The following is a 19,562-nucleotide window of genomic DNA, read 5'->3' as shown; positions in this document are numbered from 1 at the left end:
CATGGAAGTCCACTATGGGTCATGTTGATTACGATAGCACATTGATCGTCGGCTCTTTTTTTGCAGCTGGCTTCATTTGCTATCTTGTGATTTCCATGGAGCAATTAATATTCAAGCAAGTCTATAAAAAATTTGAGTCCTTAATTTTATTTATCAATGGCTTATTGCTCGCATCAGCAATTAGTATTGTTCATATTATTGGTATACAAGCTTATCATCTGTCTGAAACAGTTAACTCGAATATTCCTTTGATTACTGTTTCATTTGCCATTAGTGCTTTGCTATCGTGCATTGCCATGTGGTTGACTTCGCGTTTTACGCTCCCTTTATTCCGGCTCATTTTAAGCTCTATTATTATGGGAATTGGGATTTCAGCTTCATATTACATTAGTATGTTGGGCTGGAATATTAATATCTATAAAAAAGATTACACCTCTTTCTTGCTATTATTTTCTATATTAATTGCGATGAGTGGCTCAGGGCTGGCGTTTTTATTAGCCTATAAATTGAAAGACAATGAGCGTTACCGCCTAACTTTAAAAATCGCATTTTCGGTTATGATGACCTTAAGTATTATGGGAATGCACTATACAGCACTCATTGCGACGAATATCACTGATAAATTTATTAGCCAATATCAGGCAGAACATGACTTATTATTATTTACAATTATTTTGGTCACCTGTCTGGTACTCGTAGCAAGTTTTATTGTCGCGATGTTAGAGCAACGGCTCACTCAACAAAATTTAGAGTTACGTAAGGCAAATAAAGAATTGGCTAACTTATCTATACTGGATAATTTAACCAAACTACCCAACCGCCTTTACTTGGTTGATTATGCAGAGGTATTGCTCTCAGATCATCGATATAAAGATCAGAAAATTGCTTTTTTATATATCGATTTAGACCGATTTAAATCAGTGAATGATGCGTTTGGGCATCACGTGGGTGATCAATTACTTATTCAAATGGCAAACCGTTTACATTGGCAACTTAATGAAAAATGTAAATTGCTTAGAATCGGTGGCGATGAGTTTTTACTTATTGCAGAAAATACTAATGCAGATGAAGCGGTGGTTTTGGCTGAGAAAGTTTTACAACTGATTCAGGAAAGCTATCAAATTTCGGGTAAGGAAATTAATATTTCTGCAAGTTTGGGGGTGGCACTCTTTCCCGAGCATGGACAAAATGTTCAGGACTTACTCATGAATGCTGATGCCGCCATGCTCATGTCTAAAGAACAAGGTCGGAATACATATACAGTCTTTAGTTACTCAACCCATCAGCAAGAAACAAGAAGTCAGTCAAAACTGATCAATGATCTTTATAAAGCCGTAGAAGAAAAACAGTTCATCTTATATTACCAACCAAAATTTAATACGAATCTTGAAGTCTGTGGAGTTGAAGCCTTAATCCGTTGGAATCACCCAGCCTTAGGAATACTTACTCCGCATATGTTCATTGAGGGTGCGGAAAAAACGGGGTTAATCATTCCAATGGGATATTGGGCACTGGAGCAAGCTTGCCTACAAATTCAAGCGTGGGAACGCAGTAATACACCGTTTTATCCAGTTGCAGTGAACCTGTCGGCATTACAGTTTGAAAATAAAAAGTTATTTAGTACGCTTGAAGCATTATTAAAAAAATATCAAATTCAACCTCATCACTTAATTGTTGAAATTACAGAATCTACGGCAATGCGTCATATCGACTTGAGTATCCGAGCGTGTGAGCGGTTGCGTGATATGGGAATTCGTGTTGCTATTGATGATTTTGGAACAGGGCATTCGAGCTTCTTATATTTAAAAGATTTGCCTGTAGACGAATTGAAAATTGACCGTGGCTTTATTGTTGATTTAAAACCTGGTTCAAAAGAAGAAGTTATCCTAGAAAGTATTATTCATTTAGCTAAAAAGCTAGGTTTAACGGTAACGGCAGAAGGGGTGGAAACTCAGCAGCAGGTTGAGATTTTGACCCGTTTAGGATGTCAGCAATTTCAGGGTTATCTATTGGGAATGCCTGTTCAGGTTGATCAACTCATTGAGTCTCAAGGGGCTAATTTCGTTTAACGTTTTATATATTAATTTTCTTTAATTTATTTTGTTAATTTTCAAACTTTCCTACTAAAAAGCGGCTGATCAACCTAGGTCTAATCATTAAAACTGATACGCTTAAAGAGAATACGTGCCTATTCATTTGCAAAGAAAAGGTTAAGCATAAATATATAGTTTAAGAGAGAGTGTCTTGTTACATACTCATTTAGATGGGATTGCATAGTTAATAATTTTTTAAATTGAAAAAGCTTTAGCCCAAAGTGCAGTAAGTTATAGTGTGCTATTGGAAGTGTTTGTTGGTGAAATTTATATAATAATTTTAATAACTTATATAAATTATTTGAAATGGATGTGTTAACTTTTCATTTATAATAAAGAATAAAATACTTTAGATATAATAATTTATTATTATATTTAAATAAAATATATATCATTATTGAAAAATTACTTTAATGAATAATTAACTCGAGCTAGAAAAAAGATTATAAAATTTTCTTATTGATTTTGTTGAGTTTATAAAATAATTAGGCTTAAAATAGAGGATGTTGATTAAGGTTGAAGTGAAGTGCTTGTTTTAAAAATAAGGTCATTAAATTTATAGGATTGTAGAAAATGAGTGAATTGGTTTTAACTTGGTGGAGTCGGAGTTTATGCTCCACCAAAATTAAGATTATTGTTTATTTTTGTTAAATTATAAAAAGTTAATGAATTTATATATTAAATAGTTGCACACTCTCGAACCTTCTCAAAATTAATGATTTTATTTATATAAGACCATGTTTTTTCTGAGTTGATTTTTGATTTATTTATAGTGCCATCAATAATGATACCATCGACAATATTAAGAAAGAGTCCTGTAAGGATTTGTTTATTCTCAACTTCTAGTTCTGAAAAGGTTGAAAAAACTAATTTATAAATCCAATCTCGATATTTATTAATTTGATATTTAATAGATGGATACAATTGCATGACTTCAATCGTCGCTTTCTTAAATAAGCAGCCATTAAAATCATCTGTATTGATCCAGTCGACATACCAGTTGAAAATACTTTTAAGTTTAATTAATGGATCATCAATATCATTAACTTGATCAAATAAAGAAGTTTGGACTTCTAAATTTCTTCGATGAAGACATTCTTCAATTAAGGCTTCTTTAGAGGAAAAATATTTATAAAAAGTCATTTTTGCCACGTTTGCTTCAGCAATAATACGGTCAACCCCAATAGAGGTATAGCTTTTTTGGTTAAAGAGGGTAGTGGCTGTTGTTATAATTGTTTCTCTTTTTGACATCGGTTTTCTCGTCATAAAATATTTTTGATTAACTTTGCTATTGTAAAGTATGAAAGCTTAAATAAATCTTATTTTATGATATTTAAAAAATTATATTTATTCAATAGGTTGATTTGTTATTGAAAATAATAAAAATTACTTCTAATTGGCAGTAATTTACTTTTTTTAAATATTATTAATTAATTCGTTGATTTGTTGAGTTAATAAACATAATATAAAATTGTTAAGTTTTTGGTTTGTGGAATTTATTTTAGCAATTGAATGCAAAATTGGAATAAAAATAAGGCCCTATAACTTAACTATAAGAAAAACTTTTTACTGAGAATGATTATGTCAAAAAAATTTGAAGACTTTAATAATCCAAGACAAAAAGCATTGCAAGGGATGAGAAATAGCATTCCTGCAAAACAGTGGGAAGAGAATTTACAATTTCTTAAAGAGTTAAGAGGTAAAATTGCAAAATTACCAGTTTCTAGACATCCTGCAATTGAAGTATTAAATAATGGATATCTCGATAAGAAGAGTTTGACCCATATTCATTTAGAATATCGTCATGCAATTGTACAAATTTTTACAGATGCTTTATTAAAGGCTCAGTTTCTGACAAAACAACTGGAACCTAAACTCCATTCAGGAGCTAAAATGTTTCCAAGAGTATTATTAAGTTTAAATATACTTGATGAGTTTGGTTTTCGTCCTGGTTTAGGTAAAGATAATTATTATTTGGGGAATCCTGAATATGCTCATTATCCATTATATGAAGATTTACTTAATGATTATGGTTTAACAGAGCTTGATCGTCGTAACTTTAAACCATCAAAAATTTCAGATCAGGTTAGATCATTTTTAGAATCTTCTTATGATAGTTATATCAATGTAGTCGCGTTACTAGCTGTTGCAGAGGAAGAGGTTATTCTTTTTAGTCCACCATTACGTCAAGCGACCAAATTTGTGAATATTGATGTTGAAGGTGGTGGGTATTACCATGTGCATGGTGTATCTACTGATGAGACATCTGAAGCCGCTGATGATGACCATCAAGATGATCTTTGGTTCACTTTAGCGCAAGCAATTACCAAAGATGATTATGAAGGCTTAACGAAGCTATGTATTGAATATTGTGCGTTATGGAATGAGTTCTGGGATGCACAAATTGCCGATGTTCAGTTTATTGAAGAAAAGAAACTGGCATAAGATATTCTGCTAAACTCGAAGAAAGCCCATCTAAGATTGTATGGGCTTTTTTTAATTATAAAATTTCTAAGATGCTAAGCTACATTCTCAAAAAATATCTAAAAAGCTTATGAGTAGCTCATGGCTTATCAACAATCATTAAACACTTCTATAAATCTGCTACAATTACGCCAATTTTTATTTTGATCGACTTTAGGTCTTTGGCACTGCAATCTCCGCAGTAGGTGTATTTCATGAGTTTTAAAGATGAGTTAGCGGCACAGGTCGCTCAACGGCGCACATTTGCTATTATTTCCCACCCCGATGCCGGTAAAACCACCATGACAGAAAAACTGTTGTTATGGGGTAAAGCGATTCAGGTTGCAGGGATGGTAAAAAGCCGTAAATCTGACCGCGCAGCTACATCTGACTGGATGGAAATGGAAAAAGAGCGTGGTATTTCGATTACCACGTCTGTTATGCAGTTCCCTTATAAAGGTCATACGATTAACTTACTCGATACACCAGGGCATGAAGACTTCTCGGAAGATACTTATCGTACCCTAACCGCAGTTGACTCTGCGTTAATGGTAATTGATGGTGCAAAAGGTGTCGAAGAACGTACTATCAAATTGATGGAAGTTTGTCGTATGCGCGACACTCCTATTATTTCATTTGTAAACAAGATGGACCGTGAGATTCGGGAGCCGCTTGAGTTACTTGATGAAATTGAAAATGTCCTCAATATTCGCTGCGTACCGATTACATGGCCATTAGGGATGGGACGTGATTTTGCTGGTGTATACAACATTATTGAAAATAAATTGTATGTGTACAAAGCGGGCTTTGGCTCAACCATTACAGATATTGAAGTCCGTGATGGATATGATCATGCCGACATTCGTGAAAAAGTAGGTGAGTTGGCTTGGGCATCTTTTGAAGAGTCGCTTGAACTTGTGCAAATGGCGAATGAGCCATTAGACCGCGAATTATTTTTACAAGGTAAACAAACTCCGGTTCTATTTGGTACGGCATTAGGTAACTTTGGTGTTGACCACGTTCTAGATGCATTTATGAACTGGGCACCTGAACCTAAAGCGCATCCTACACAAGAGCGTGTGGTTGAGGCGAAAGAAGAAGGTTTCTCTGGTTTTGTATTTAAAATTCAAGCCAACATGGATCCGAAACACCGTGACCGTATTGCCTTTATGCGTATTTGCTCTGGTAAATATGAAAAAGGTTTAAAGATGAACCACGTGCGTCTTGGTAAAGATGTCCGTATTAGTGATGCTTTGACATTCCTTGCTGGTGAGCGTGAACATTTAGAAGAAGCATGGCCAGGCGATATTATTGGTTTACATAACCATGGCACAATTCAAATTGGTGATACTTTTACCAGTGGTGAAAATTTACATTTCACAGGTATTCCTCATTTTGCGCCAGAGATGTTCCGTCGTGTGCGTTTAAAAGATCCATTGAAGTCAAAACAGTTGCAAAAAGGTTTGAAAGAGTTGTCTGAAGAAGGGGCGACTCAGGTATTTATGCCACAAATTAGCAATGACCTGATTGTAGGTGCGGTAGGTGTACTTCAGTTCGATGTGGTTGCTTATCGTTTGAAAGAAGAATATAAGGTTGACTGTGTTTATGAGCCTGTAAGCGTTAACACAGTTCGCTGGATTCACTGTGATGATGAAAAAACTCTGAATGAGTTTAAGAAGAAAGCACACGATCAACTTTCTATCGATGGCGGCGGACACTTAACCTATCTTGCGCCAAGCCGAGTGAACTTGCAGATTATGCAAGAGCGTTGGCCTGATATTCAGTTCCGTAACACACGTGAACACTGATCATTTTAATGTGACAAACAGCTTCGAATAGAAGCTGTTTTGTTTTGAAAAATAAGAAAGGATGATGAAATGAATTTGAATAAAAAGACAGTTATTGCGCTTTTAGTTGCAGTAATCATATTAATTTTGGCGATTTGTCTTTTTGTCTGGAAAAGAACTCAGCCTTCATCATCTTCTCAAACAAAATTAGCATCTACCCAAACTCAACATATAGAAAAGGCTGAAGTACTGCCATTCCTTAACTTACAACAAGTAAAAGCTGATTATGCTTTGCCATTTTGTGAAAAGAAAAACTGTATTGATGTCGATATTCAAACGATAAAGACCCAAGATGCATGGCTAAATGAATGGATTGCCAAAAGTCAGGCTAAAGTGATCCAAGACCAAATTGATTTGAAAAAAGACTTAAGCTTGCAGCAAGCCATTAATGCCTATGTTAAAAAGTCTGATGAATGGCAAGATAAATATTCAAAGAATCGGGCTTACGAATTACATCTTCATACGCGTATTGCATCACAGCGCAACCAATATGTTCTATTGCAATTAGGGCTTGATACTAAGCAAGAAGAGCTCACGATTAAAGATCGTTATTACTTTTTCGTGGCTGACCGAAAACTGCATAAAAGCTTAGCTTTATTAGATGTTTTACAAAAAGATCAACAAACGACTGTGCATCAAATGGTGCAGGTGGCGTATCAAGATTGGTTAAAAAAGCAGACTGCTGACATAAAGAAAGAAGCACCAAAAACTTTATATTGGGGACAAGCAGATTGGTTCTTTGATGGTGAAGGTGTTGGCTTACATTATCAGGCAAACCAGATTACTAAAGAAGCTCCACAGCTCGATATTTATTTATCTAAAGAACAAACTAAAAAAATATTACAACCCGAGGTTTATGAACAAATGTTTTAAGATGGTAGCAGAATTTGCAACCTCTATTTATATGCGCTAATTTCTTAGAAAAGGCACTGTGTAATCTCCTTAGAATAAAAGGCAAAATATGATGTTATCTTCTAAAGCTTCACTGCGATTAACTTTGCTTGCTTCTGCTATATTTTTGGTGGCATGCCAACCTAAAGCTGATCCTAAGGATTCTCAAGAACAGCAGAAACCAGCAGTCGAGGAACAAAAACCAGTAGAGCTGACTTTGAAGGGTGAAACAGTTCCTACTAAGGTGGTTTTACCTGATTGTGATGGTAAAACTTGTCCCGAATTCACAGTTGAACGTTTGCAGAGTAATTTTCCATTTATTGACAAAATTCTAGATCAGCAAATCTTAAAGACTCTAGGTCAAATTTTAGAGATTGCTGAACCAGATGCTAAAGTGAAGCAAGCCGATCAAAAAACAGAAGCTTCAGCAGTTGCGGGTGTAGAGCAAAAAAATAGTTTTGATGCACAGGTTCAACGTTATGCCAATTCATTTATTGGTTTGGACAATGAGTTAAAAGCTTTAAGTAGTAATCATCAAATTAATCTTTTGGTGAAACCTAAAATCTTGCAGGCTCAAGGTAAAGTTGTAACTGTGGTACTGAATAGTAGTAGCTATTTAGGTGGAGCACATGGTTCTGCTGCACAGCATTATTATAATTTTGATTTAAAAGAACAAAAGCAGATCAAGCTTGAAGATTTGTTACGCCCACAGCAAAAAACTGCATTAGAAAAGTTAGCCCATGAAGCCTTTAAGACTTGGGTTACGGACTCTAAACTGGCTGATAATGTAGGTGAATATGAGCAAGCTTGGCCATTTAAGTTATCTGATAACTTCTTATTGGGTGAGCAAGGTTTAATTCTTCAATATGGTGAATATGAAATTGGACCATATGTGGTGGGATTACCTCGATTAGTCATTCCATATGACCAATTACAGGAAGTGTTGAAACAAGAGTATTTGCCACAGCCTAAAGCTAAACCAGCTTCGGCACCAGTTGCAAAAAGTGCTGGCTAATGCACTTGTTTGATACCCATACCCATTTTGATGTTGCCGATTTTGATGAAGATCGGCAACAGTTAGCGCTTAATGCCAAAAAAGTGGGCATAGATGCATTAGTCTTAATTGGTTTTGTGCAGTCACGCTTTGACGAATTGGTGCAAACTCATCATCAGTTAAATAGCTGGGAAAATGTACCGACTTCATATCTAGCACCCGGTTTACACCCATTTTATATTGAGCAACATCAGCCAGAACATCTTTCTTATCTTGAGCAAATTTTGCAGAAAGAAGAATGCGTGGCAGTCGGTGAAATTGGTTTAGATACTTTCTTAAAAGAGCATAAGCACCCTGATATCTATGCGAAGCAAAAACAATATTTTGCCGATCAGTTAGAGCTGGCAACCCAATATCAAAAACCAGTACTTCTCCATATTAGAAAAGCACATGGCGATGTACTCGCAATATTAAAAGCTCAGAAATTTAAACTGGGTGGAATTGCTCATGCTTTTAGTGGTGGCATAGAGGAAGCAAAAGGTCTCATTAAACTGGGATTTAAAATTGGTGTGACTGGGCAAATTACTAATCCGAATGCAAAAAAACTTCATACTGTTGTGCAGGCCATAGGTGCCGAGCACTTGGTGATTGAAACAGATTGCCCAGATATGACACCGCTTTGCTGCCAAACCTCAACTGAACAACGTACTCGTAATACTCCTGTTAATTTGCCTTATGTATTACAAAGTTTGGCTGAAAATTTAAATATGCCAGAGTCAGATTTGGCTGAGGTGCTGTGGAAAAACTCGCTCACTGCATTGAAATTATCGTAATAAAAATCAAAGATTAGAAATAGTAACTAAAACAAAACACAGCGATTAGAAAAGAAGCTTAAAGTAAGAAAACAACATGTAAAAACGTGAAAAATAACATTGCCAGACATGGGAGGATAACCCAATGGCTAAGTATAGCAATATCAATAGTTTTAATGCTTTACAGACGCTAACAGTAGGTTCCAGCAATTATCAGATTTTTAGCTTAGCCCAAGCAGAGAAAACGCTAGGGGATATTGCCAAACTGCCGAAATCTTTAAAGGTATTATTGGAAAACTTATTACGGTTTGAAGATCAGCATAGCGTTAAAACGGAACACATTCATGCTTTAGCAGAGTGGTTAAAAACCCGTAGTTCAGATCAAGAAATTCAGTACCGACCTGCACGGGTTTTAATGCAGGATTTTACTGGTGTTCCAGCTGTGGTTGACTTGGCTGCCATGCGTGCAGCAATGGCACAAGCGGGTGGTGACCCTGAAAAAATTAATCCTTTATCCCCTGTAGACTTGGTTATTGACCACTCTGTGATGGTTGACCATTTTGCTGATGATCAGGCCTTTGAAGAAAACGTACAAATCGAGATGCAACGTAATGGTGAGCGATATCAATTTCTACGTTGGGGACAGTCTGCATTTAATAATTTTAGTGTAGTGCCGCCAGGTACGGGGATTTGCCATCAGGTCAATTTAGAGTATTTGGCTCAAGCGGTGTGGCTAGGTGAAGATAACGGTCAGACTTTTGCTTTTCCCGATACTTTAGTGGGTACAGATTCACATACCACCATGATTAATGGTTTGGGTGTTTTAGGGTGGGGTGTAGGGGGAATTGAGGCCGAAGCGGCTATGCTGGGCCAACCGATTTCGATGCTGATTCCTGAGGTCATTGGTTTTAAATTAACAGGAAAACTACCAGAAGGGATTACTGCAACTGATTTGGTGCTGACCATTACTCAAATGCTTCGTCAAAAAGGGGTAGTGGGTAAATTTGTAGAGTTTTATGGAGACGGCTTAGCCGATTTACCTCTTGCTGATCGTGCAACCATTGCCAACATGGCACCAGAATATGGGGCGACTTGTGGTTTCTTCCCAATTGATGAGGTGACACTAGGATATTTGAGATTAACTGGTCGTCAAAATGATCGTATTGAACTGGTTGAAGCGTATAGCAAAGCACAAGGTTTATGGCGAAATGCTGGTGATGAACCTGTTTTTACAGATACTTTAAGCCTTGATATGAGTACGGTTCAGGCAAGTCTAGCAGGACCAAAACGCCCGCAAGACCGAGTGCTGTTATCAGAAGTACCTAAAGCGTTTAATGCACTCATGGAGTTAACGCTAAAACCAGCAAAAGAAGCAAAAGAACGTCTAGAAAATGAAGGTGGTGGTACTGCTGTAGAGGCAAAAAAAGCAAATATTCAACATGAAAGTCCATCTTGCGTGATTGAAGGGCAGGAATACCCGTTAAATCATGGTGATGTTGTTATTTCTGCGATTACCTCTTGTACCAATACCTCTAACCCAAGCGTGATGTTAGCGGCGGGGTTACTTGCTAAAAAAGCCATTGAAAAAGGCTTGCAACGAAAACCATGGGTGAAAAGCTCTCTTGCACCTGGTTCTAAGGTCGTGACTGATTATTTGTTGGCTGCTGGGCTTACGCCGTATTTAGATGAGTTGGGTTATAACTTGGTGGGATATGGTTGTACAACCTGTATTGGTAACTCAGGCCCATTACCCGAGCCAGTCGAAGATGCAATTCAATGCCATGATTTGAATGTTGCATCTGTACTTTCTGGTAACCGTAACTTTGAAGGACGAGTACATCCATTAGTTAAAACCAATTGGTTAGCTTCACCGCCTCTTGTAGTGGCTTATGGTTTGGTTGGGAATATTCGTACCGACCTGACAACAGAGCCTCTTGGTGAGGGTAAAGATGGACAACCTGTCTATTTAAAAGATATCTGGCCAAGTCAGGCAGAAATTGATGTTGTCTTGCAGAAAGTAAATACAGACATGTTTCATAAAGAATATGCTGCGGTGTTTGATGGTGATGAAAGCTGGCAATCAATTCAGATTCCAAAAAGTAAAACTTATGAATGGGCTGATGATTCGACTTATATCCGTCATCCGCCATTCTTTGAAGGCATTGGTGAACCACCAAAACCAATTAAAAATATTGAACAAGCAAATATCTTGGCAGTGCTTGGTGACTCAGTAACGACTGACCACATTTCACCAGCAGGTAATATCAAAAAAGACAGTCCGGCAGGTCGATATTTACAAGAGCAAGGTGTTGAGCCAAAAGACTTTAACTCCTATGGTTCTCGACGCGGTAATCATGAGGTCATGATGCGCGGGACCTTTGCCAATATTCGTATTAAAAACGAGATGCTTGGTGGTGAAGAAGGTGGTAATACCATTCATGTGCCAAGTGGTGAAAAGCTCGCTATTTATGATGCTGCAATGCGCTATCAACAAGAACACACCCCACTTGTGATTATTGCTGGTAAAGAGTATGGCACAGGTTCTTCACGTGACTGGGCTGCCAAAGGAACGAACTTGTTAGGCGTGAAGGCAGTAATTGCGGAGAGCTTTGAGCGTATTCATCGTTCAAACTTGGTGGGTATGGGCGTGTTGCCACTACAGTTTGTTGATGGACAAACTCGACAGTCGCTCAACTTAACTGGTCATGAGGTGATATCAATTCGAGGTTTGTCTGATGGCGTTCAGCCTCATCAAATTCTTGAGGTTGATGTAAAAGGGCTAAATGGAGTAGCCAGCCACTTTAATGTGTTATGCCGAATTGATACGTTAAATGAGGTCGAGTACTTTAAAGCGGGTGGTATTTTGCATTATGTACTGCGGAATTTGATTGCTGGTTAATGTTGTCTTGAGATTAATACCAATCAATATTTGTATTGGTTGGTATTGGAAGAATTATCACGGCAGAGCCTTGTCGTAAAAAATTCTAATGGTAGTAGCTCATAACCCTACTTTTGTTTCGGCAAAAGTAGGCAAAACCATTGCCATTCACAGAACCTGTTCAATACTGATTAATATCTTACGTTTTGCAAAAACAGTATCTTGTCGATGCTCGACAGGCTGTGAATGGCTTTGGCACCAATCAGATAGCTGACTAGTGCCAAGTAGCAATTTGGTTTTGAAAAGCAGTAAAATACCTCCCGTGTTTTATATCCCCTCAAAGAGTAGCAATGACCGATCTTCAACAAGATGAATATGACCGCCGTTTTGCAGGTGTAGCCAAAGTTTATGGTGATTCATCGTTCCAGCACTATGAAAAAAGTCATGTGATGGTGATTGGTATTGGTGGTGTCGGCAGTTGGGCGGTAGAAGCTTTAGCACGTACAGGTGTTGGTGAGATTACACTGGTAGATATGGATGTGATTGCAGCATCAAATGTGAACCGTCAGTTACCTGCAATGACATCAACTCTAGGTTGTGAAAAAGTTGAGATTATGGCGGAACGTTGTCGCCAAATTAACCCACGTATTAAAGTAAATATTATTGATGACTTCTTAACACCAGAGAATGTCACAGCGCTGTTAACCCCTGTACCCGATATTATTTTGGACTGCATTGATGACGTTAAAGCAAAGTTGGCTTTAATGCTCCATTGCCGTTTTAATAAAATTCCGTTGATTGTGTCGGGTGGAGCAGGTGGTAAGCTCGATCCGCTTAAAATTCGTGTGGCTGATTTATCAAAAACAGAACAAGACCCAATGTTAGCGAAGCTACGTAGTCAACTTCGTGCTCGGGGCATCTGTAAAAAGCCAAAAGAGAAATTTGGTATTACTTGTGTTTACTCAATCGATAATCCATTTTCAAGTGCAGATGTTTGTCCTTCGGCTGGGCTACGCTGTGGTGGCTATGGTTCCGCAGTAGTGGTGACTTCAAGCTTTGCCATGATTGCTGTGGCTGAAGTTTTGAAGAAACTCGATTTGAAGAAAGCCTAATTTAAATATAAAAATAGCATGCTCTTATGTTGGAGGGCATGCTTTTTGTTTTTGAGAAAAACGATTTAATCATATAACTCTATATTGTCGTGTTTGGGCTGTGTTGGAAGCTGCTGATCATAAAATTTAAAGCACCATAAAATTAGAACAACAACAGTGAAGATGGTGAAACTTTTAAAATACTTCATGAATAATTCAATCAAGTGTGTGGTCTTGATAAAATTCTAGCGAAGGCAATCTATCTAATCTAATATAGAAAATAGACCTAATAATCTAATTTTGAGATGGTGATGCTCACATTAAAACAATTCCAATATTTCATAAAAATTGTAGAAGAAGGGAGTTTTACTGCTGCTTCAGAAAAGCTCTTTATTGCTCAGTCTGCTTTAAGTCGACAAATTAAATTGCTAGAAGAAGAAATTGATTTTCAGTTATTTGATCGCACTGATAAGAAAATAAAACTTACAACGGCAGGAGAGGTCTTCTATAAAAAAATAAAAGATAATATGCATTATTTAAATGAAATTATTGGAGTTTCTAAGGATATTGCCGAGGGAAAAAATCGCCAGATTAAAATTGCCCACTCAAGCAGTATTATTATGGATGATAAAAAGGTTCAGATATTAAAAGAAATTAGCTTAGCCAAACATATAAATTTTGAGATAAATACTTTGTCATCTGAGCATCAAATTTTAGCTTTAATGAGTGGAGAAATTGATATTGGTTTGATTAGACCACCAGTTCGGCATACTTTAGATGAGATCAATGTTGTTAAGCTATATGAGGAACCTTTAATGGTGGCTGTACATGTTGATCATACTAAGTTTGCAAATAAACAAGAGATTCAAGTTAAAGACTTAAAAGATGAATATTTCGTTTCTACACCCCATTCTAAACGGGGAGGTTTAAGCTATTTGGTTTCAAACTTATGCGTAGGGGCCGGCTTCTGGCCTAAAGCAGCAGCAATCCAATCACGTAAGCTAAGCCAATTACAGTTAGTCGCTGCAAATTTGGGTATTAGTATTGTTCCCCAAGAGTTTAAGCAAATATTACCCAAAAATGTAAAATTGATTCCTCTAGAAAATAATAATCTTTTATCTGAAGTAGTTTTAGCTTACAGAGCAAACCAGAGTGATCTGATTCAACCTTATGTTGAGCAGATCTACAATCTGCTGCAAGTGTGAGAGGCAATATGTTTAACTTATGCTGAAATAATTATTGTGGTCCAGTGTGCTCACTAATAGTAAATGTATATTCGGTATCACCTTCTAATTGACGTTCCTGAGATAGGATGTCCATTTTGGGGCGTTTATGCTGGTAAAATTCCAAATTGATACAACCACTATTGTTAACCTCATAGCGAATATAGTAACGATCGGGTTCTAGAAAAAATGTTGCTTCTTCAAATGAGTGCAAAGATAGAATTTTCTTCTTGTCGTGATAAATCACGGAAGGACAATCTAGTAGTCCATTTGAATATTGTTTTCGTATCACATGGATCCGAGCTTTAGGAGTGGTTTCTTTTAATAAATATTGGGGCTGATAAATCCGTTTTTCAGGTACTTTTTTTAAAACCTCTTCAACTTTTGTATCTGGGGCAGCATACGTCATACTAAACGACGTCAGTAAGTAAAAGCTCAGCAATATTCTTTTCATAAAGTTCTATCATTATTTTTGACGAGTACAGTATGAAAATAAAGCAAAAAAGAAGCCAAGCTGGATTTTAAGCGTTTGTTTGATAAGATGCTTGAAATGATTCAAGTGATTGAACATCTAGTTCTTAAGTAGCTTGCCCTAATCGGTAATAAGTATAGGTTACGCTATCATCTTTATAGACATCATAACTATTTTGTTTGAAGTCAGAGACCCATTCACTTCCTGTATATCCAGCAATATGTCCATAAACATGGTTACGGGTTCTGTGAATGATATAGATGTCGCCTTCTTGTGGTTCATCAAAGGCTGGATTAATTTCTTTATAGCCAATCTTTTTTAAGGTATCTCCCCAATCTGAAGCTGCGATTGGGTGGTTTTCGACATTGGCACCAGCAGATTCTAGTGCAAGGCGGATACTGCGTGCGCAACGAGCTTTACTGCGTCTAGAGGTAACACTTTCTAATTTTTCTACAAATTTATCAATATCTATAGCGGGAGTACTGGAAGTTTCTGTTTGATGATTATTGGGTTTCATGGTGAAAGGATAAGGAAGGCTTGGGGTGCTGTGGGATACAACAATGGCTGCCTGATTTGAATCCTGATACATGTAATTATCAGCTACTTGTCCGTCATAAATAATCATCGTGAAATCTCTACCGTGCTACTCATATCCATATTAAAAAAATCACCACCTACCTGTGGCGTTCAGAGATACTAATCGGCGTACCTTAAAAGTTTTGTTTATGTTATGTAATAACGTATCTTTTTTCCAGAGGTACCTGCTTCGGAGTAAAAAGATGCTCATCAAAAGAGTGATTAAAAATAGTGAAATTTAAATTATTGATATCATTATAAATAAATAATTAACCAGAGCTTAAATTTGAATATTTTGCTTCAACATTTGCGAATATACTCAAAATCTAAGTCTCTGATTTAAAATGCCACATTTTCTTACAATTTAAGAAGCGCTCACAGACTTAAGCTTGCTGCTCTTTTAAATATTCCTCGGTACGAATTAGAGCTGCTTGCATGTTGCTAATAGCCTGTTCTACATCACCTAAAGTTTTTGCATTTCCGCCACTTAGCGCCTGACGCCACTTGCGAGCACCCGGCAAGTTTTGGAATAGACCTAAGATATGACGAGTAATGATTGAAAGCGGAGCACCCTCAGCCATACGTTGTTCAATATAAGGCAGCATTTGTTCCATAATATCGAATCGATCTGGTGCTTCTAAATTCCAAAGCTGACCCATTTCCGCGAGTAAGTACGGATTGTGGTAGGCTTCACGGCCAATCATGACACCATCAACGTGCTGTAAATGAGCTTGAGTTTCGGCAAACGTTTTAATTCCGCCGTTAATTTCAATGGTGAGATGTGGACGTTCCTGTTTTAAGCGATAAACATCTTCATAGCGTAAAGGTGGAACTTCACGGTTTTCTTTCGGAGATAGACCTTTCAAAATAGCGATACGAGCATGTACAACGAAGTAAGTACAACCAGTTGCAGCAACAGTATCTACAAAATGAAGCATCTCTTCGTAAGATTGCATGTCATCGATACCAATACGGTGTTTGACTGTTACAGGAATCTTTACTGCTTTTTGCATGGTATGAATGCATTCAGCAACTAACTCTGGTTCTGCCATTAAGCAAGCACCGATTTTATTGTTTTGTACACGGTCACTTGGGCAGCCTACATTGAGGTTGACTTCATCGTAACCCCAGTCTTCGGCCATTTTTGTGCAGGTCGCAAGCTCTTGCGGATTTGAGCCACCAAGTTGCAATACGATAGGGTGTTCTTGTGCGCTGTAGTCCAAATGACGTTTTGCATCGCCAAAAAGAATCGCACCTGTAGTTACCATTTCTGTGTAGAGCACAACATTTGGGTTAAACAAGCGTGCAAAGAATCGATAATCCTTCGTTGTCCAGTCCATCATGGGGGCGACAGAAATACGAGGTTGTAACGATTGACGTGATTGCATAACCAATAGCCCAAAAGTCGCTAAATTAATGAAAGGGCAGCATTATACGAGGTTTATGCTTGAATCGACAGGGGCATTTGACCGAGTAATTTATAACCACCCTTGTGTTGGATATAGAAAGATGATTTATAACAAGTTACCTTATTGGGAAACCATTTTCTTTTTTTGTAAGATCGTATCGAACGTGCTAAATAAAATACAAAGAACAACTAGTCCAATTCCTGCAAGGCAAGTCATGGTCCAACCACCACGGTTCCATGCAAAAATTCCTAATGCCGAACCGCCTGCACCGCCAATAAAGTAAGTCGTCATATAAATGGCATTAATACGAGACTTTGCATCTGGTCGTAAACGGAAAATAATACTTTGGTTACTGGTGTGTACGAGCGCGAGTGCTAATTGAATTAAAGCAAAACCAATAACATAAGTAGAAAGTAGAGTTTGTCCGAAGTAGAAACAAACCCAACTTACTAAGAACAGCCCGCAGCCCATCCATGTCAGTAAGCCAGTATGTCCTTGATCCGCATATTTACCAATGTAACGTGTTGATAAAGCACCGAAGATACCCACTAAAGGCACTAGTCCGATAAATAGATCAGGTAAATGATGTGCTGAGGTAAGGAGTAATGCGATAGTAGAATACAAGATACTTACTGCTGCAAAGGCGAAAGCACCTGTAAGTGCTCTTAATAATAATCGCTTTTCCTGCTGTAAAAGTTGAGCCATGGAAACAAAGATTTGCCCATAGTTCATTTTCATACGTAAGACATAAGGCAAGCGGCTTTTTAAGGTAAATGCTAGCAGCAGCATTAATATGCCACTTACAACATAAACCACTTTCCAGTGGAAAAGGTTCGAAAATAAGCCTGCCAGACTGGTAGAGAGTAAAATCCCGACTAATAAACCACTCATTAAAAAACCAATGATTTCGCCAGTTTTTTCGGGTTTTACAGTCATTGTGGCAAGAGGAATAAGCACTTGAGCTGCAACAGAAAACAAGCCCGCTAAAATTGTACCAATCCATAGCATAGGCAAGTTCACAGCAAAAGCAGAAGTAAATAGACCAATTGCACAAAGCACCATTAAAAACGGAATAGCTTTGGCTTTATTGGCGATGTCACCCATTGGAACAATAAAGAGTAAACCGAGGGCATAAGACACCTGAGCAAATGTCACTGTTAAAGCAGCTTGTGCTTGAGTTACAGCAAACTCTTGTTGAATCGAGTGAATCAGCGGCTGACAATAGTAATTCACACCTGCACATAAGCCACATGCTGCTGCCATCAACCAAAGCAAAGGTTTATTCTGACTGATATCTTCAGGGGTAGACATGATGTTCTCTCGATTTTATTAGGTGTATGCGGTTGCTTCGACTTCAATGAGCATATGCTCTAGTGCAAGACGTGGTACAGGAATGAGTGTACAGGCTGGAAAAGGATGATTTTTCCATAAATTTTGCATAATTTTAATCAAAATTTGATGTTTTTCATCTGAGTGGTCAACAACTAAAACTCTTAACACTGCAATGTTACTAAGCTCTGCATTGGCGGCTTTTAAAGCATGTTGAATGTTATTAATGGCTTGGATAACTTGTTCTTCAAAACTTGGGCTTAATTCACCTTTTGAGTTTTCGCCACCTTGACCTGCAATATGAATAATCTTTTTAAAATTTTCTACTACAGCCACATGACTATAAGCATTCGGGGTAGGGTCATATAAAGTTGATGGATTTATGATTTTAAAAGTTTCTTTATTCATGGAACTCAACCGTTCATTAAAATTTAGATGAGTATCCAACCTCAACTTAAGTTGAGGTCAAGAGAATTTAATGTTTTAGCCTTTTCTTTCTGAGTGTAATCATCATCACACCAATAATATTGAGAAGGCAACCGACCCATTGCCACATATTTAAACGTTCATTTAAAAAAGCAACGGCAAGTAAAATCGTTAAAACTGGTCCAATTGAAGCAATCATTGCAGATTGAGAGGCGCCTAATCGTTCAATGCTTTGCATGAGCATAACGGTGGGTAACACAGTAACTAAAAAGCCTAAGCCAATGCCGTACCAAATCACACTAGAGGGTAGCTGTAATAGAAGTTGAATCGGGTGAGGTGTGCTGAGTGCATAGTGCGTTAATGTACCGATACAAGCCACAGTTAAGGCTAAGCCTGTGAAATTCCAAGAACCAAATTTCTTAATGAGTGGTGGGGTTAGTAATAAATAGCCCGCAAAAGCTATCGCACCTGCAAATACTAAACTTGTACCTAGCCAGAAGTTGCCCTGAATTGGTGCGTTGCTGTGCTCTTGAAGCATGACCAGCACGGTTCCACCATAACTAAGAAAAATGGCAAATAAACTTTTTGCATCTAATTTTTGTTTGTAGAGTAAGCTTGAGACGATGACTGTAAGCGTGGGATATAAAAATAGAATAATTCGTTCTAGAGAAGCACTAATAAACATGAGCCCCATAAAATCGAGCCAACTGGCAAAGTAGTAGCCTAATAGACCGGCAAAAATTAAAATTAGCCAATCCTTCTTTTTTATGCCCTGATTATGATGCCTGTTAAACCAACAAATAAGTAGAAAGAACGGTAAAGCGCTTAACATGCGTAAAGCCATCAGGACTGTAGCATCTACTAATGGAGAAAGGGCATAAGTCTGTTTAATAAAGATTGCTTTTGTACTGAATAGAAAAGCAGAGCAAAGAGCAAAAAAAGACCCGATTTGAAACGAAGAAAACGAAATTTTCATATACAAGACTGTATAAGAGAGACTATTGTCTACAAAAAAAGAAAAATCTTCCTATATTACACCTCAAATCAAATATCGTGAA

At 37.4% G+C, this 19,562-nt stretch carries 17 protein-coding genes; 9 read left to right on the top strand and 8 right to left on the bottom strand.

Annotation, left to right across the window (positions count from 1 at the left end):
- Positions 1 to 14 precede the first annotated feature (14 nt).
- Complete coding sequence (locus QLG01_RS04685) at positions 15 to 2,069, top strand: GGDEF domain-containing phosphodiesterase (protein ID WP_282495939.1); 2,055 nt, start codon at positions 15 to 17, stop codon at positions 2,067 to 2,069.
- Between the two features lie 702 nt (positions 2,070 to 2,771).
- Here the strand turns inward: QLG01_RS04685 and QLG01_RS04680 are convergent.
- On the bottom strand, positions 2,772 to 3,344 hold the full coding sequence (locus QLG01_RS04680; RefSeq protein WP_005302328.1) for a TetR/AcrR family transcriptional regulator: 573 nt from the start codon (positions 3,342 to 3,344) through the stop codon (positions 2,772 to 2,774).
- A gap of 330 nt (positions 3,345 to 3,674) precedes the next feature.
- Between QLG01_RS04680 and QLG01_RS04675 the strand changes: the two genes are divergently transcribed.
- From QLG01_RS04675 to QLG01_RS04645, 7 genes are all read left to right on the top strand, one after another.
- Positions 3,675 to 4,538 (top strand): hypothetical protein, encoded by an 864-nt coding sequence (locus QLG01_RS04675; RefSeq protein ID WP_282495938.1) that lies wholly within the window; start codon positions 3,675 to 3,677, stop codon positions 4,536 to 4,538.
- A gap of 233 nt (positions 4,539 to 4,771) precedes the next feature.
- Positions 4,772 to 6,364, top strand: a complete 1,593-nt coding sequence (locus QLG01_RS04670; RefSeq protein ID WP_199943647.1) for a peptide chain release factor 3 — start codon at positions 4,772 to 4,774, stop codon at positions 6,362 to 6,364.
- 69 nt (positions 6,365 to 6,433) lie between these two features.
- Positions 6,434 to 7,276: a hypothetical protein gene (locus QLG01_RS04665; protein WP_282495937.1), complete on the top strand. Its 843-nt coding sequence runs from the start codon at positions 6,434 to 6,436 to the stop codon at positions 7,274 to 7,276.
- Positions 7,277 to 7,367: 91 nt separating this feature from the next.
- Positions 7,368 to 8,309, top strand: coding sequence for an RsiV family protein (locus tag QLG01_RS04660; RefSeq protein WP_282495983.1), 942 nt, complete (start codon positions 7,368 to 7,370; stop codon positions 8,307 to 8,309).
- On the top strand, positions 8,309 to 9,121 hold the full coding sequence (locus QLG01_RS04655) for a TatD family hydrolase (RefSeq protein ID WP_282495936.1): 813 nt from the start codon (positions 8,309 to 8,311) through the stop codon (positions 9,119 to 9,121). The genes QLG01_RS04660 and QLG01_RS04655 overlap by 1 nt, the downstream gene beginning before the upstream one ends.
- 124 nt (positions 9,122 to 9,245) lie before the next feature.
- Positions 9,246 to 11,999, top strand: a complete 2,754-nt coding sequence (gene acnA / locus QLG01_RS04650) for an aconitate hydratase AcnA (protein WP_282495935.1) — start codon at positions 9,246 to 9,248, stop codon at positions 11,997 to 11,999.
- Positions 12,000 to 12,328: 329 nt separating this feature from the next.
- Entirely contained in the window at positions 12,329 to 13,090 is a 762-nt protein-coding gene (locus QLG01_RS04645; protein WP_282495934.1) for a tRNA threonylcarbamoyladenosine dehydratase, read from the top strand.
- 65 nt (positions 13,091 to 13,155) lie between these two features.
- Here the strand turns inward: QLG01_RS04645 and QLG01_RS04640 are convergent, their stop codons facing one another.
- The gene (locus QLG01_RS04640; protein WP_282495933.1) at positions 13,156 to 13,278 is read right to left on the bottom strand and encodes a hypothetical protein; all 123 of its coding nucleotides are present in this window, start codon (positions 13,276 to 13,278) and stop codon (positions 13,156 to 13,158) included.
- Positions 13,279 to 13,374: 96 nt separating this feature from the next.
- Here QLG01_RS04640 and QLG01_RS04635 point away from each other — a divergent pair, with 96 nt between their 5' ends.
- Positions 13,375 to 14,274 (top strand): LysR family transcriptional regulator, encoded by a 900-nt coding sequence (locus QLG01_RS04635; RefSeq protein ID WP_282495932.1) that lies wholly within the window; start codon positions 13,375 to 13,377, stop codon positions 14,272 to 14,274.
- A 31-nt stretch (positions 14,275 to 14,305) separates the two neighbouring features.
- Here the strand turns inward: QLG01_RS04635 and QLG01_RS04630 are convergent, their stop codons facing one another.
- From QLG01_RS04630 to QLG01_RS04605, 6 genes are all read right to left on the bottom strand, one after another.
- A complete protein-coding gene (locus QLG01_RS04630; RefSeq protein WP_081402096.1) occupies positions 14,306 to 14,701 on the bottom strand; it encodes a hypothetical protein in 396 nt (131 codons plus the stop codon).
- Positions 14,702 to 14,870: 169 nt separating this feature from the next.
- Positions 14,871 to 15,389: a hypothetical protein gene (locus QLG01_RS04625; protein WP_005302354.1), complete on the bottom strand. Its 519-nt coding sequence runs from the start codon at positions 15,387 to 15,389 to the stop codon at positions 14,871 to 14,873.
- Positions 15,390 to 15,723: 334 nt separating this feature from the next.
- Positions 15,724 to 16,728, bottom strand: a complete 1,005-nt coding sequence (gene dusA, locus QLG01_RS04620) for a tRNA dihydrouridine(20/20a) synthase DusA (protein ID WP_282495931.1) — start codon at positions 16,726 to 16,728, stop codon at positions 15,724 to 15,726.
- A gap of 141 nt (positions 16,729 to 16,869) precedes the next feature.
- Positions 16,870 to 18,060 carry an MFS transporter gene (locus tag QLG01_RS04615; protein WP_282495930.1) on the bottom strand — a complete coding sequence of 397 codons (1,191 nt, stop codon included), beginning with the start codon at positions 18,058 to 18,060 and terminating at the stop codon, positions 16,870 to 16,872.
- Positions 18,061 to 18,078: 18 nt separating this feature from the next.
- Positions 18,079 to 18,486, bottom strand: coding sequence for a Rid family hydrolase (locus tag QLG01_RS04610; protein WP_151989381.1), 408 nt, complete (start codon positions 18,484 to 18,486; stop codon positions 18,079 to 18,081).
- Positions 18,487 to 18,553: 67 nt separating this feature from the next.
- Positions 18,554 to 19,480 (bottom strand): DMT family transporter, encoded by a 927-nt coding sequence (locus QLG01_RS04605; protein WP_199945013.1) that lies wholly within the window; start codon positions 19,478 to 19,480, stop codon positions 18,554 to 18,556.
- Between the last annotated feature and the right edge of the window lie 82 nt (positions 19,481 to 19,562).

Origin of the sequence: Acinetobacter sp. V89_4 (genome assembly GCF_029967875.1) — a bacterium.
Classification (GTDB): domain Bacteria; phylum Pseudomonadota; class Gammaproteobacteria; order Pseudomonadales; family Moraxellaceae; genus Acinetobacter; species Acinetobacter oleivorans.
Note: the sequence above shows the minus strand (reverse complement) of the source record. Positions and strands in the feature narration are given on the sequence as shown.

What these genes read in the sequence shown, in the direction of transcription:
- QLG01_RS04685 (WP_282495939.1), top strand. Translation starts at nt 15, where the DNA reads ATGGGTCATGTTGATTACGATAGCACATTGATCGTCGGCTCTTTTTTT.
- QLG01_RS04680 (WP_005302328.1), bottom strand. Translation starts at nt 3,344, where the DNA reads ATGTCAAAAAGAGAAACAATTATAACAACAGCCACTACCCTCTTTAAC.
- QLG01_RS04675 (WP_282495938.1), top strand. Translation starts at nt 3,675, where the DNA reads ATGTCAAAAAAATTTGAAGACTTTAATAATCCAAGACAAAAAGCATTG.
- QLG01_RS04670 (WP_199943647.1), top strand. Translation starts at nt 4,772, where the DNA reads ATGAGTTTTAAAGATGAGTTAGCGGCACAGGTCGCTCAACGGCGCACA.
- QLG01_RS04665 (WP_282495937.1), top strand. Translation starts at nt 6,434, where the DNA reads ATGAATTTGAATAAAAAGACAGTTATTGCGCTTTTAGTTGCAGTAATC.
- QLG01_RS04660 (WP_282495983.1), top strand. Translation starts at nt 7,368, where the DNA reads ATGTTATCTTCTAAAGCTTCACTGCGATTAACTTTGCTTGCTTCTGCT.
- QLG01_RS04655 (WP_282495936.1), top strand. Translation starts at nt 8,309, where the DNA reads ATGCACTTGTTTGATACCCATACCCATTTTGATGTTGCCGATTTTGAT.
- acnA (WP_282495935.1), top strand. Translation starts at nt 9,246, where the DNA reads ATGGCTAAGTATAGCAATATCAATAGTTTTAATGCTTTACAGACGCTA.
- QLG01_RS04645 (WP_282495934.1), top strand. Translation starts at nt 12,329, where the DNA reads ATGACCGATCTTCAACAAGATGAATATGACCGCCGTTTTGCAGGTGTA.
- QLG01_RS04640 (WP_282495933.1), bottom strand. Translation starts at nt 13,278, where the DNA reads ATGAAGTATTTTAAAAGTTTCACCATCTTCACTGTTGTTGTTCTAATT.
- QLG01_RS04635 (WP_282495932.1), top strand. Translation starts at nt 13,375, where the DNA reads ATGGTGATGCTCACATTAAAACAATTCCAATATTTCATAAAAATTGTA.
- QLG01_RS04630 (WP_081402096.1), bottom strand. Translation starts at nt 14,701, where the DNA reads ATGACGTATGCTGCCCCAGATACAAAAGTTGAAGAGGTTTTAAAAAAA.
- QLG01_RS04625 (WP_005302354.1), bottom strand. Translation starts at nt 15,389, where the DNA reads ATGATTATTTATGACGGACAAGTAGCTGATAATTACATGTATCAGGAT.
- dusA (WP_282495931.1), bottom strand. Translation starts at nt 16,728, where the DNA reads ATGCAATCACGTCAATCGTTACAACCTCGTATTTCTGTCGCCCCCATG.
- QLG01_RS04615 (WP_282495930.1), bottom strand. Translation starts at nt 18,060, where the DNA reads ATGTCTACCCCTGAAGATATCAGTCAGAATAAACCTTTGCTTTGGTTG.
- QLG01_RS04610 (WP_151989381.1), bottom strand. Translation starts at nt 18,486, where the DNA reads ATGAATAAAGAAACTTTTAAAATCATAAATCCATCAACTTTATATGAC.
- QLG01_RS04605 (WP_199945013.1), bottom strand. Translation starts at nt 19,480, where the DNA reads ATGAAAATTTCGTTTTCTTCGTTTCAAATCGGGTCTTTTTTTGCTCTT.